This window comes from Pseudomonas cavernae (assembly GCF_003595175.1).
GTDB classification, from domain to species: domain Bacteria; phylum Pseudomonadota; class Gammaproteobacteria; order Pseudomonadales; family Pseudomonadaceae; genus Aquipseudomonas; species Aquipseudomonas cavernae.
This window is the reverse complement of the sequence record NZ_CP032419.1, coordinates 4,303,969-4,317,522: the sequence shown is the minus strand read 5'-3', so window position 1 is coordinate 4,317,522 and position 13,554 is coordinate 4,303,969. Positions and strand designations below refer to the sequence as shown.

The 13,554-nt window shown below is 66.2% G+C and carries 9 protein-coding genes; 2 read left to right on the top strand and 7 right to left on the bottom strand.

What is annotated here, in order from left to right; translation table 11 throughout:
• Positions 1-22 precede the first annotated feature (22 nt).
• From D3880_RS19660 to D3880_RS19630, 7 genes are all read right to left on the bottom strand, one after another.
• Entirely contained in the window at positions 23-1,414 is a 1,392-nt protein-coding gene (locus D3880_RS19660) for an aldehyde dehydrogenase family protein (protein ID WP_119895104.1), read from the bottom strand.
• A gap of 298 nt (positions 1,415-1,712) precedes the next feature.
• A complete protein-coding gene (locus tag D3880_RS19655) occupies positions 1,713-3,080 on the bottom strand; it encodes a glutamine synthetase family protein (RefSeq protein WP_119895103.1) in 1,368 nt (455 codons plus the stop codon).
• Positions 3,081-3,146: 66 nt separating this feature from the next.
• On the bottom strand, positions 3,147-4,634 hold the full coding sequence (locus tag D3880_RS19650) for an amino acid permease (RefSeq protein WP_119895102.1): 1,488 nt from the start codon (positions 4,632-4,634) through the stop codon (positions 3,147-3,149).
• Between the two features lie 776 nt (positions 4,635-5,410).
• Positions 5,411-6,931, bottom strand: coding sequence for an acetaldehyde dehydrogenase ExaC (gene exaC, locus D3880_RS19645; RefSeq protein WP_119895101.1), 1,521 nt, complete (start codon positions 6,929-6,931; stop codon positions 5,411-5,413).
• A 173-nt stretch (positions 6,932-7,104) separates the two neighbouring features.
• Entirely contained in the window at positions 7,105-7,932 is an 828-nt protein-coding gene (gene phnX, locus D3880_RS19640) for a phosphonoacetaldehyde hydrolase (RefSeq protein ID WP_119895100.1), read from the bottom strand.
• 54 nt (positions 7,933-7,986) lie between these two features.
• A complete protein-coding gene (locus tag D3880_RS19635) occupies positions 7,987-9,315 on the bottom strand; it encodes an MFS transporter (protein WP_119895099.1) in 1,329 nt (442 codons plus the stop codon).
• 297 nt (positions 9,316-9,612) lie between these two features.
• Positions 9,613-10,782 (bottom strand): 2-aminoethylphosphonate--pyruvate transaminase, encoded by a 1,170-nt coding sequence (locus D3880_RS19630; protein ID WP_119895098.1) that lies wholly within the window; start codon positions 10,780-10,782, stop codon positions 9,613-9,615.
• 133 nt (positions 10,783-10,915) lie between these two features.
• Between D3880_RS19630 and D3880_RS19625 the strand changes: the two genes are divergently transcribed.
• The gene (locus tag D3880_RS19625; RefSeq protein WP_119895097.1) at positions 10,916-11,782 is read left to right on the top strand and encodes a LysR substrate-binding domain-containing protein; all 867 of its coding nucleotides are present in this window, start codon (positions 10,916-10,918) and stop codon (positions 11,780-11,782) included.
• A gap of 214 nt (positions 11,783-11,996) precedes the next feature.
• Positions 11,997-13,346 carry a UDP-N-acetylmuramate:L-alanyl-gamma-D-glutamyl-meso-diaminopimelate ligase gene (gene mpl / locus D3880_RS19620; protein WP_119895096.1) on the top strand — a complete coding sequence of 450 codons (1,350 nt, stop codon included), beginning with the start codon at positions 11,997-11,999 and terminating at the stop codon, positions 13,344-13,346.
• Positions 13,347-13,554: the final 208 nt, after the last annotated feature.

Sequence of the window (13,554 nt, the reverse complement as noted above, 5' to 3'; positions counted from 1 at the left end):
GATGTGCAAAGCGCCAGCCACCCTACAGCTCATGGCGCAGATGAAAGGACTTCGGCCGGGTCAGGCTCTCGTAGCCGACCCGCGACAAGCTGGCGCCGTGGCCGCTGTGCTTGACCCCGGTCCAGGCCAGTGCCGGGTCGAGGTAGTCGCAGCGGTTCATGAACACGGTGCCGGTGGCCAGGGCGTCGCCGATGCGCTCGGCGGCGGCGAGGTCACGGGTCCAGATCGAGGCGGTGAGGCCGAAGGCGCTGTCGTTCATCAGGGCGATGGCTTCCGCCTCGCTGGTCACCGGCATGATGCCGACCACCGGGCCGAAGCTTTCCTCGCGCATCACCGCCATGCGGTGGTCGACGTCGATCAGCACCTGTGCCGCCAGGTAGGCGCTGCCCGGCGCGTCGGCGGCAAAGCCTTGGGGATCGATCAGCGCCGTGGCGCCCATGCCGAGGGCATCGGCGATCTGCCCGCGGACGAAGTCGGCGGCCGCCGGGCTGACCAGCGGGCCGAGGGTAGTGGCCTCCTCCAGCGGGTTGCCGAGCACGTACTGGCGGGTCAGCTTGGCGAAGGCTTCGACGAATTGCGGGTAGATCGCCTGGTCGACGTAGATGCGCTCGATGGCGCAGCAGCTCTGCCCGGAGTTGAAGAAGCTGCCGTCCACCAGGTTCTCTACCGCATGGGCGAGGTCGGCGTCGGCGCGTACGTAGGCCGGGTCCTTGCCGCCGAGTTCCAGGCCGAGGCCGAGGAACTGGCCGCTGGCGGCGGCCTGTATGGCCTGGCCGCCGGCCACCGAACCGGTGAAGTTGACCTGATGCACATGCCCCGAGGCGATGATGGCCGCCGCTTGCCGGTGGTCGAGGACCAGGTTGTGGAACAACCCGGCGGGCAGCTTGGCGCGGCGGAAAGCCTTGGCGAAACGTTCGCCGACCAGCAGGGTCTGGCTGGCATGCTTGAGCAGCACCGCGTTGCCGGCCATCAGCGCCGGGATGATCGAGTTCACCGCGGTCAGGTAGGGGTAGTTCCACGGTGCGATGACCAGCACGGTGCCCAGCGGTTCGCGGCGGATATAGCGGCGAAAGCCCGACTTCGGCTCCGCTTCTATATGGCCGAGGGCCTGCGGCGCGAGGGCGATCATATGCCGTGCGCGCTCGGCGAAGCCACGCAGCTCGCCGGCGCCATAGCGCACCGGGCGGCCCATCTGCCAGGCCAGTTCGGGGACGATTTCGTCGCTCATCGCCAGCATGGCTTCCACCGCCGCCGTGCAGTAGGCGGCGCGCTCGGCCAGCGGCCGCTGGCGCCAAGCGTGTTGGGCCTGGGTGGCATCGTGCAGGGCCTGGTCGATGTCGGCAGAGCTGGCGTACGGGCGCTCGGCGTAGACGAGGCCGTCGACCGGCGAGATCAAGCGGATGCGGTCACTCATGGGCGTTCCTCCTTCCCTTGCGTGCCGGTTCAAGACAGGGACTGGTAGTCCGGATGCAATCCGGGGAGTCCCCCCGACTCCGCGCCCCGGATTGCATCCGGGCTACGGGGCCTTTCGCGGCTGTCCCTCCCCGTAAACGAGAGAGGGGAGTTCCTAGCTTCGTAGGATGGGTTGAGCGTAGCGATACCCATCATTCCGCCACCTATGCTTGATTGCCTGCATAACCGTTTAGCCGGCCGATCTGCCGCGCCTTGGCTATCGCTGCGCTCAACGCCAACCTACACGAGCGGTTCGCCGCTCAATACCTTTCAAACCCACGCCGCAGTTCCCAGTCGGTGATGCGCCGGTCGTACTCCGACTGCTCCCAGTTGGCGGTATGCAGGTAGTGGGCGACCACCTCGGCGCCGAACGCCTGCTTGAGCAGCTTCGAGGCCTTGAGCGCGGTAGCGGCGTCGCGCAGGGTCTTGGCCACTTCGGGCAGCTTGGCGTTCTGGTAGGCATCACCGACATAGGGTTTAGCCAATTCCAGCTGTTCGTCGATACCGGCCAGACCAGCGGCGATCAGCGCGGCGTAAGCCAGGTAGGGGTTGAGGTCGGCGCCGCCGATCCGGCATTCGATGCGGGTCGCCTTGCTGCCCTCGCCGCATAGACGAAAGCCGGCGGTGCGGTTGTCGCGGCTCCACACCGCGCGGGTCGGCGCGAAGGTGCCGACCTGGAAGCGCTTGTAGGAGTTGATGTAGGGCGCCAGGAAGTAGGTGATGTCGCGGGCGTACTTGAGCTGGCCGGCGACCCACTGGCGCATCAGGGTGGACATGCCGAACTCGGCCTTGGGGTCGTAGAACAGTGGCTTGTTGCCCTTCAGGCTCCACAGCGAGTTGTGAATATGGCAGCTGGAGCCGGCCAGGTCATAGCGCCATTTGGCCATGAAGGTCAGCGCCTTGCCCTGCTGCATGGCGATCTCCTTGCAGGCGTGCTTGATGATGCTGTGGCGGTCGGCCATGGTCAGCGCATCGGCGTAGCGCACGTTGATCTCTTCCTGCCCCGGACCCCATTCGCCCTTGGAGTTCTCCACCGGAATCCCCGCCGCCTGCAGGTGCTTGCGGATGGCGCGCATCACCGGCTCCTCGCGGATGGACTGCAGGATGCTGTAGTCCTCGATGTTGTAGTTGGCGGTCTTGGGGTTGTGGTAGTTGCGGTTGTGGATCGCTTCGTAGCTCTCGTCGAACAGGTAGAACTCCAGCTCCGAGGCGAACAGGCCCTTGAGACCGCGCTCTTCGAGGCGGGCGATCTGCCGCTTGAGGATACCGCGCGGGCTGTGCGGCAGGTCCTGGTGGTGATGGTCCTGTACGTCGCAGAGCACCAGGGCGGCGCCTTCCAGCCAGGGCACCACGCGCAGGGTGGAGAGGTCGGGCTTGAACACGAAGTCGCCGTAGCCCTTCTTCCAGCTGGCGGCGGCGTAGCCGGGCACCGGTTCCATGTCGATGTCGTCGGCCAGCAGGTAGTCGCAGCCGTGGGTTTCCTCATAGGCGCTGTCGAGGAAGAACTCGACCTGGAAGCGCTTGCCGATCAGCCGGCCCTGCATGTCGACCAGGCAGGCGAGAACGGTGTCGATGGTGCCGGCTTCGGCCATTTTGCGCAGCTCGGCCAGGGTCAGGGGGGCGGTCATCCTTAAGTCCTCCGGGAAGAGGGCCGCGCCCGGCAGGCACGGCCGAAGTCAGGCGCAGCTGGCCGTTCAGGGGGCCGGGTTGGCCTTCTCGCGTTCTTGCAGGGCAAATTCTTCTTCGGGCGAGAGGATCAGGTGATGCCGACCGAACAAGGCGAAGTAGAGGATGCCGATGCCGAACCACACCGCCACCCAGAACACGCCGAGGGTGTAGGCCGGGTCGCCGGTGAGCTGGTAGTACAGGGTCACCGCGGCGATCACCATGGTCACCACGGCGCCCGGAATGCCCAGCGGGCTGCGGTAGGGCCGCTCGATGTCGGGCAGGTTCTTGCGCAGCAGAATGAACGACAGCGCCTGCATGAAGTAGGAGAACATCGCGCCGAACACCGCCATGTTCAGCAGTGTGCCGCCGATCACCGCGCCGCCCTTCTCCTCGCCGAAGATGAACCACAGGGTCATCATCACCGCCAGCGCCAGCAGGCTGCCGATGATCATCGCCACGTGCGGGGTCTTGCGCTGGCCGTGGGTGACCGATAGCGCCGAGAAGAAGTAGCCGGCGCGGCTGAGGGAGAAGATCTGCCGGCCCATGGCGAAGATGATGGTGTGGAAGCTGGCGACCAGGCCGACCACCGCCACCAGCGCCAGCAGCTTGGCGATGTTCTCGCCGTAGATCATCTTGAAGCCGTCCAGCAGCGGCTCGCCGGAGGTGCCCAGGGCGAACGCGCCGACGCCGCTCACCGCCGGGTTGAGCCAGAGGATCATAAACGCCGAGACGATCAGGGTGAGCATGCCGAGGATGATGCCCTTGGGCATGTCGCGCTTGGGATCGACCGACTCCTCGGCGGCCAGCGGCAACTGCTCGATGGCCAGGAACAGCCACACCGCGAACGGCAGCGAGGCGAGCACGCCGACCCAGCCCTTGGGCAGGAAGGGGCCGTTGCCCTCCGGCAGCTCGACGCCGCCCGGGCCGACGTTCATCGCCCAGCGGCTGAAGTCGAGGTGCGGGAAGGCGCTGATCCAGAACACCACCAGGCAGGCGAGGGCGAGCAGGGTCACCACCAGGGTGACCTTGAAGGACAGCTCGACGCCGACCACGTTGAGCCAGATGAACACCACGTAGAAGCCGATCCACCACAGCGGCTGCATCTCGGTGGGGGTCTCGAAGATGCTGCCCATGTAGCTGCCGATGAAGAACACGATCACCGCCGGGGTGAGCACGTACTCGACGTTCTCCGACAGGCCGGTGACGAAGCCGCCCCAGGGCCCCATCGCGCTGCGGGCGAAGGAGTAGGCGGCGCCGGTGTGCGGCAGGGCCGGCGACATTTCCGCCAGGCAGAAGACCAGGCCCAGGTACATCACCGTGATGACGATGCTGGCGATGAGCAGGCTGCCCCAGCCGTTGGCCAGGCCGAAGTTCCAGCCGGAAAAGTGCCCGGAGATCACCGCGCCGACGCCCAGCGCCCACAGCGACCAGACCCCGGCATAGCGGCGCAGGCCACGTTTCTGGAAATAGGTTTGATCGACCGTTGTGTAACTGACTCCCGCTTGCTGTTTCATGATCCTCTCCTGCGTGAGCTGTTGGCTCGACTCGTTGTCTGGGCAAGTCCTTACTGTCGATGGATGGGGCGCGGTGGTTGCCGGCGAACGGCGCTGCTGCGGACGCGGCTCTCGAGCCCGTTGTCGGTCTCGGCGGCAGGTCGATCGCGGGGTACGGCGAAGGTCACCGCTAGCCGTGGGGCGCCCGCCAACGACCCGGGCATTGCGCCGGGGCGAGGGGGTGAACTGGCCAGGGTGACGGTGGGCGGCGCGCGGTGGTGACTGGGGTGCAGGCAGACCGTCACGCTCTGGCGGGCGCCAGGTCGCTTGCCGGTCTCTGCGGGGCTCAAGAAATGCTCGCCGTCGCTGCTTGCTGTTCCTTCAGATGCCAAAGAACGACTCCTTGGATCAGGTGTATCGAAGTTGACAGCCAAACAAACTTCCAGGGTTTCCGGCATGCACGGCGAAGAAGCAGCATGCCGCCCGATTGCGCTCGGGATGTTGAGACTCTAGTTCAGAATTCGCGTGCTGGCCTGGTGACATGTCCGGCCCGCGGGGGAAGGCGCGACGGGTGGGGCGACGGGGGGATTAGCCAGGGCGGATTACCGTCCAGCGAGGGGTTGGCGGGCCAGAGCGTAGCCCGGATGCAATCCGGGAGACCGAGTTGCCGGCTTCCCCCGGTTGCATCCGGGCTACGGGGCAGGCCAGGTCCGTAGGATGGGTTGAGCGCTGCGATACCCATGCCGCAGCTGTTGGGTATCGCTGCGCTCAACGCCAACCTACAAGAGCGCCTCGGGCTAGAAGAACCCCAGCGGATTGATGTCGTAGCTGACCAGCAGGTTCTTGGTCTGCTGGTAGTGGTCGAGCATCATCTTGTGGGTCTCGCGGCCGACCCCGGACTTCTTGTAGCCACCGAACGCGGCGTGCGCCGGGTACAGGTGGTAGCAGTTGGTCCACACCCGCCCGGCCTTGATCGCCCGGCCCATGCGGTAGGCGCGGTTGATGTCGCGGGTCCACACCCCGGCGCCGAGGCCGAACTCACTGTCGTTGGCGATGGCCAGGGCTTCGGCCTCGTCCTTGAAGGTGGTGACGCCGACCACCGGGCCGAAGATTTCCTCCTGGAACACGCGCATCTGGTTGTGGCCCTTGAGCAGGGTCGGCTGTACGTAGTAACCGCTGGCCAGGCTGCCCTCGAGTTTCTCCACGCCGCCGCCGGTGAGGATCTCGGCGCCTTCCTGGCGGGCGATTTCCAGGTAGCCGAGGATCTTGTCGAACTGCTGCTCGGAGGCCTGGGCGCCGACCATGGTCTCGGTGTCCAGCGGGTTGCCGCGCTTGATCGCCTGCACCTTCTTCAGCACCTCGGCCATGAATGCCGGGTAGATGGATTCCTGCACCAGCGCCCGCGACGGGCAGGTGCACACCTCGCCCTGGTTGAAGAAGGCCAGCACCAGGCCCTCGGCGGCCTTCTCGATGAACGCCGGCTCGGCCTGCATGATGTCTTCGAAGAAGATGTTCGGCGACTTGCCGCCCAGCTCGACGGTGCTCGGGATGATGTTTTCCGCCGCGCATTTGAGGATGTGCGAACCCACCGGGGTGGAGCCGGTGAAGGCGATCTTGGCGATGCGTTTGCTGGTCGCCAGCGCCTCGCCGGCTTCCTTGCCGAAGCCCTGGACGATGTTGAGCACGCCGGCCGGCAGCAGGTCGCCGATCAGTTCGGCGAACAGCATGATCGACAGCGGCGTCTGCTCGGCCGGTTTCAACACCACGCAGTTGCCGGCGGCCAGGGCCGGGGCCAGCTTCCAGGCGGCCATCAGCAGCGGGAAGTTCCACGGGATGATCTGCCCGACCACGCCCAGCGGCTCGTGGAAGTGGTAGGCGGCGGTGTGCTCGTTGATCTCGGCGGCGCTGCCTTCCTGAGCGCGGATGCAGCCGGCGAAGTAGCGGAAGTGATCGGCGGCCAGCGGCACGTCGGCGTTCAGCGTCTCACGCACGGCCTTGCCGTTGTCCCAGGTTTCGGCGACGGCGAGGGCTTCGAGATTGGCTTCGATGCGGTCGGCGATCTTCAGCAGGATCAGCGCGCGCTCCTGCACCGAGGTCTTGCCCCAGGCATCGGCGGCGGCGTGGGCGGCGTCCAGGGCCCGGTCGATGTCCTCGGCGCTGGAACGGGGGAATTCGGCGATCACCTGGCCATTCACAGGCGAGGTGTTGGTGAAGTACTGGCCATTCACCGGCGGCACGAATTCGCCGCCGATGAAGTTGCCGTAACGGGACTTGAAGGAGACGACGGCACCGGGAGTGCCAGGCTGGGCGTAGATCATGGTTGGCCTCTCTTGTTGTGGAAGGGCTGGCCGCAGCAGCGGGCCTGCCGTTAGTGGCAGCGCGGCGTCCTTGGGTTAGGCAGAGGGCCGCCGCGGCGCACGAATTTTTTGTAGGAGCGAGCTGGCTCGCGATCAGCAGGCGCGCCTTTCGCGAGCAGGCTCGCGCCTACGGGTCAGACGCCCTGCGGAGTTTCCCCGCGCGCCAGGCGCGCATTGATGTCGGCGATCACCGCCGGCAGGTCGGCGATGGTGTCGATCAGGTAGTGCGGGCGCGAGCCCTCGAACAGCTGGCCGATGCGCGCGCGCTCCTCGGCACGGCGTGCCTCCGGCAGCGCCTGGTACTGCGCGTAGGTGAGGCCCAGGGCGTTGCCGGACATGGTCAGCGCCACCGTCCACATCCCGGCGCTGCGGCCTTCGAGGATGCCCGGCCAGGTGTCGTCGACCTTGACGCAGGCGGCGACGTCGTTGATGCCCAGGGCGATCACGTTGGCCAGGGCCTGGGCCGGGTGCGGGCGGCCGTTAGGCACTTCGTCGGTGGCCACCACGTGGTCGGCGACGTAGCCGTTGCGTTCGGCCAGGGCTACGACCTTGTCCATCACCACCTTCGGGTAGCCGGAGCAGGAACCGATCTTCAGGCCCTTGCCGCGCAGCGTGGCGATGGTGTCGAGGGCGCCGGGGATCAGCGCCGAGTGCACGGCGATCTTCTCGATCTGCAGCGGCATGAAGCGCTCGTAGAGTGCCGTCACGTCATCGTCGGTCGGCGTGCGGCCGAACTTGGCCTGGTAGCGGGCGGCGATTTCCGGCACGTCGCAGAGGGTGCGGATGTGGTCCCACTTGCCCATGCCCATCGGCCCGCGCGCTTCGGCCAGGCTGACGGCGACGCCGAACTCGGCGAAGGCCTCGACGAAGATCTGGGTCGGCGCGAAGGAGCCGAAGTCGACCACGGTGCCGGCCCAGTCGAGGATCACGGCTTGCAGTTGGGTGGGGGCTTGGTAGTTCATTGCGGATACTCCAGGTGCAGTGTTCGGGATTGAGCGTTTAGGTGGTACGGGAATTCAGGCCAGCGCTTTGTTTCGTTTGACCCGCGGTGCCGGGGCGCTGCTGCCGTGCGGGCGGCTGTTCCAGTGCGGCACCAGCAGGGCGGTGGCCAACAGGGCGGTGATGGTGAAGACCAGGAACACGGTTTCGGTGTCGAAGTAGCCGGGCAACAGGCCGCCGAGGATGGCGCCGATCGAACCGCAGCCGTTGACGAAGCCTGCTGCGGTGCCGGCGCTACCCTTGCCGAAGTCGATGGCCGCCGAGCTGCTGATCATCGAGTCCGGTCCGTACAGGGTCAGGCCCATCATGAACAGCAGGCCGACCACCACCAGCACGCTGCCGCTTTGCATGGCCGGCACGAACAGCGCCAGGCAGACGGTCAGGCCGAGCAGGCTGATCACGCAGGCGGGGAAACGCCGGGCGCCGAACAACCTGTCCGAGAGCAAACCGATCAGCAGCGGGCCGACCAGGCCGGCGACTTCGAAGGCGGTCGGCACGATGGCCGAGGCGACTTTGCCAATCGACGGCATGCGCTCATAAACCATCACCGGGCCCCACAGCAGAATCGCGTAGCGCGCCGGCTTGAGCAGGAAGTAGGCGAGGCCGAGCACCAGCACGGTGCGGTTCTGCATGATGGTCTTCAGACAGGAGCCGAAGCTGGCATGGCGGCCATTGCCATCGCGCTGCGGCTCATCGGCCACTTCGACCGGCGGCAGGCCGACATCTTGCGGGGTGTTACGTTGCAGAATGAAGAACAGTACGGCAACCACCGCGACCACCACGGCGCTGGAGAAGAACGCCGCGCGCCAGTCGCCATAGACCTGATAAGCCCACCACCCGGCGAACGGCGAGGCGACCAGGCCACCGAAGGCGTAGCAGCTGCTCCATAAACCGAGTACACGGCCGCGCTCGTGGGTGGCGAAGAAACTGCCGATGTTCTTGCACAGCCCGGCCCAGCCGGTGGACTGCGCGAGGCCCTGGACCACCATGCAGGTGGCGAAGATCGGCAGGGTGGCGAAGCTGCCCATGATCACCGCCACCACGGCGGAGATGATCAAGCCGCCGAGCACCACCACACGCGGGCCGAAGCGGTCGGCGAGGATGCCCCAGGTGAATTGGCCGATGGCGTAGGCGCCCAGATACAGGGCGTCGAGGTTGGCCATGGTGGCCTTTTCCAGCTCGAAACTGGCGTCGTCGGCGATGCCCAGCTTGGCCACCGAGAAGGCCTTACGGGTGAAATAGAAGGCGGCATAGGCCAGCCAGGTGATGGCGAAGATCTGCAGGCGCCAGCGCTGGATGTCGCTGCCGCTCAGCGAGAAGAAGGGAAAGCCGGATTTATTGTTCACTGTGCTGACCTCTCAGATATATGTGCTGGCAGTTCAATGACTGGCTGCCTTTGTTGTTGTCGTAGAGCACTTCGGGTGCCGTCTTGGCGAACGGTCTTGGTCAGATCAATCGAGGCCGCAGGTTCCCTTCCTGGATGAGCAGGCGCCGGCTTGTCCGCCATGGTGAGTCAGGCTGAACAAGGTTTCCTGGCTTGGCGCCGAACGGTTGCGGTCTCGTACTACAGGTCGTGCAAGGGCGTGGGTTGCCAGGCACGGGGCGGTGCCGGGGTGAGGGCCGGCGCCGCCCTGGCACAGCGGTCAGGCGGCCGGCTGGCAGCGATCGACACCCATCGCCGCCAGGCTGTCGGCGATGGCGCGCAGCAGCTGGGCGACCACGGCCTCGTCGATCTGGCCGATGCAGCCGATGCGGAAGCTCTCGGCGATGGTCAGCTTGCCGGGGTAGATCACGAACTGGCGGGCCTTGAGCTCGTTATAGAAACGCTTGAACTCGAAGTTCGGATGATCGGGGCTGAAGAAGGTGGTGATGATCGGCGACAGCCAGCGGTCTTCCAGCAGGGTCGCGAAACCCAGTTGGCGCATGCCGGCGACCAGCAGGTCGCGGTTGCGCGTGTAGCGCGCCAGGCGCCCGGCCACGCCGCCCTCGGCCGTGTGCTGTTCCAGCGCCTTGCGAAACGCCACCACGCTGTGGGTCGGCGGAGTGAAGCGCCACTGGCCGGTTTTCTCCATGTAGGCCCATTGCTCGTGCAGGTCGAGGCTCAGCGAGTGGGCGCGACCCTTGGCCGCTTCCAGCAGGCTGCGGCGGATGACCACGAAGCCGAACCCAGGGATGCCCTCGATGCATTTGTTGGCCGAGGAGACCATGACGTCGAAGGGGATCTGCTCGACGGTCAGCGGCACCGCGCCGAACGAGCTCATGGCGTCGACCACCAGGCTCTTGCCGTGGGCCTTGACCACTTCGGCGATCTCTTTGAGCGGGTTGAGGATGCCCGAGCTGGTTTCGCAGTGGACCAGGAACACCGTGGTCACGTCCGGATTGGTGCGCAGCAGTTCGGCGACTTCTTCCGGCTGCGGTGGCAGGTAGTCGCCCTTGTCCAGGTCGATATGGGCGCGGCCCAGGTAGTCGAGGATCTGCGCGGCGCGCTTGCCATAGGCGCCGTTCATCAGCACCAGCGCCTTGCCGTCACGCGGGATGGCGGTAGCCAGCGCGGCCTCGACGGCGAAGGTGCCGCTGCCCTGCAGGGGCACGCAGGCGAAGCTGTCGTCGTCGACCCCGGCCATGGCCAGCAGGCCCTGGCGGATTTCGGCGGTGACCTGGTTGAAGTCGGCGTCCCACGAGCCCCAGTCGCGCAGCATGGCTTCCTTGGTGGCCAGCGAAGTGGTCAGCGGGCCGGGGGTCAGCAGGTAGGGTTCGCCGAGGGCGGGGGTGGCAAGGGCGGCACGGGAAGTGGGGAATTCGGCTTTGCTCATGATCGTCTCCAGCATTCTTGTAATGGGCGGTGGGGCCGCGTTGGAGGTGATCAAAACAATTCCGAACTAATAAAAAAAATCGTTTTATAGTATTTCAATAACAAGTCTGACTTATGAGTCCAGAGGATTCGCCGTGGCGGTCTCCCATTCCCAGCTCAAGGCCTTCCACGCCGTCGCCGTGCATGGCGGTTTCACCCGCGCCGCCGAGCAGCTGTTCCTCAGTCAGCCGGCGGTGTCCGACCAGGTGCGCAAGCTGGAGGAATACTTCGGCGTGCTGCTGTTCCACCGCAACAAGCGCTCGGTGCAGCTCACCGAACTGGGCGAACAGTTGCTCAGCGTCACCCTGCGCCTGTTCGCCGTGGAGGCCGAGGCGCAGGAGCTGTTGTCCAGCTCGCGCGCCCTGCAGAGCGGCAGCCTGACCCTGGCGGTGGATTCGCCGGTGCACGTGCTGCCCTACATCGCCCGCTTCAGCGAGCGCTACCCGGGCATCCGCATCAGCCTGGTGACCGGCAACACCGACGAGGCGCTGGAGCGGCTGTTCGCCTACAAGGCCGACCTCGCCGTGCTCGGCCGCCCGGTGGAGGACCAACGCCTGCTGCGGGTGACCCTGAGCAGCGATCCGCTGGTGGCCTTCGTCGGCCAGGACCACCCCTGGGCCAGGCGCGAGTCGATCAGCCTCGTCGACCTCGACGACGTGCCCATGGTCCTGCGCGAACAGGGCTCGATGACCCGCCAGATCCTCGAAGAGGAAATGCGCCGCGCCGGCTTGCGCCTGCGCCTGGGGATCGAAGTCGAGGGCCGCGAGGCGGTGCGCGAGATGGTCCTCGCCGGGCTCGGCATCGGCGTGGTGTCGGCCGCCGAGTTCGGCAACAACCCGCAGGTGCAGGCCCTGCCGATCCGCGACTGCCAACGGCGGATGACCGAGACCCTGGTATGCCTACGCGAGCAGCAATCGCGGCGCCTGATCGAGACCTTTTTGGCGATGGTGCGGTCGGAGTGAGCCTGCCTCCCCGGATTGCATCCGGGCGACGGCCTGATTCGTAGGATGGGTATCGCTGCGCTCAACCCATCCTACAGGCTACAAATGGGCGCGAAGCCCACGCCCATTTATGGGAGAGGGGCCGGGGGAGAGGGGGCTAAGGCGCCGGCCCCCGCTGTGCTAACCTGCGGCGAGATTTTTCCGGGCTGACGCGGTCCGTTCTTTGAGGTCATACATGCATATCCATATTCTCGGCATTTGCGGCACTTTCATGGGCTCGTTGGCGGTCCTGGCCAAGGAGCTCGGCCACCGCGTCACCGGTTCCGACGCCAATGTCTACCCACCCATGAGCACCCAGCTGGAAGCCCAGGGCATCGCCCTGACCCAGGGCTACGACCCGGCGCAACTGCAGCCGGCGCCGGACCTGGTGGTGGTCGGCAATGCCCTGTCGCGCGGCAACCCGGCGGTCGAATACGTGCTCAACCAGGGCCTGCCCTATGTCAGCGGCCCGCAGTGGCTGGCCGACCATGTGCTGCAGGGCCGCTGGGTGCTGGCGGTGGCCGGCACCCACGGCAAGACCACCACCAGCAGCATGCTCGCCTGGGTGCTGGAACACGCCGGCATGAGCCCGGGCTTCCTGATCGGCGGTGTGCCGCAGAACTTTGCGGTGTCGGCGCGCCTCGGCGGCACGCCGTTCTTCGTGGTCGAGGCCGACGAGTACGACAGCGCCTTCTTCGACAAGCGCTCGAAGTTCGTCCACTACCGCCCGCGCACCGCGATCCTCAACAACCTCGAGTACGATCACGCGGATATCTTCCCCGATCTGGCGGCCATCGAGCGGCAGTTCCATCATCTGGTGCGGACCATTCCGGGTGATGGGCTGATCATCCATCCGCAAGGCGAGGAGGCCCTGCAGCGGGTGCTTCGCATGGGCTGCTGGACCCCGGTGCAGACCACCGGCACTGGCGGCCAGTGGCAGGCGCGCCTGCTCAGCGACGACGGCTCGCGCTTCGAGGTGCTGTTCGACGGCGCCGTGCAGGGCACCGTGGACTGGCAGCTGACCGGCCAACACAACGTCGCCAACGCCCTGGCCTGCCTGGCTGCGGCCCGGCACGTCGGCGTGCTGCCGGCGCAGGGCGCCGAGGCGCTGAGTGCGTTCAAGAACGTCAAACGGCGCATGGAGAAGGTCGCCGAGGTCAAGGGCGTGACCATCTATGACGACTTCGCCCACCATCCGACCGCCATTGCCACCACCCTCGACGGCCTGCGCAAGCGCGTCGGCGAGGCGCCGCTGATCGCCATCATCGAGCCGCGTTCCAACTCGATGAAGCTCGGCGCCCACCGCGACGGTCTGCCAGATTCGGTGGTGCAGGCCGACCGGGTGTTCTGGTACGCGCCGCCGAACCTCGGTTGGGACCTGGCCGCCACCGTCGCCGGCTCGACGGTGCCGACCGCGGTGTGCGATTCGCTGGAGGCGATCATCGCCGGGGTCAAGGCCCACGCGACGCCGGGCACCCAGGTGGTGATCATGAGCAACGGCGGCTTCGGCGGCCTGCATGGCAAGCTGGCAGACGCGTTGAAATAGAGCTGTAGGATGGGTTGAGCGAAGCGATACCCATCGGCATCGGCTCGATGGGTATCGGTGCTGCGCTCCTCAACCCATCCTACGGTTCGACCTGATCAAATAAGCAGCGGAAATTCGCTCTCAATGCGTCGTGAGCGCAGGTTAGGCAAGGCGAAAACCTGCGAGAAAGCGGAATTTACTTTAGTAAATGAGCATTTTGAGCAGGTTT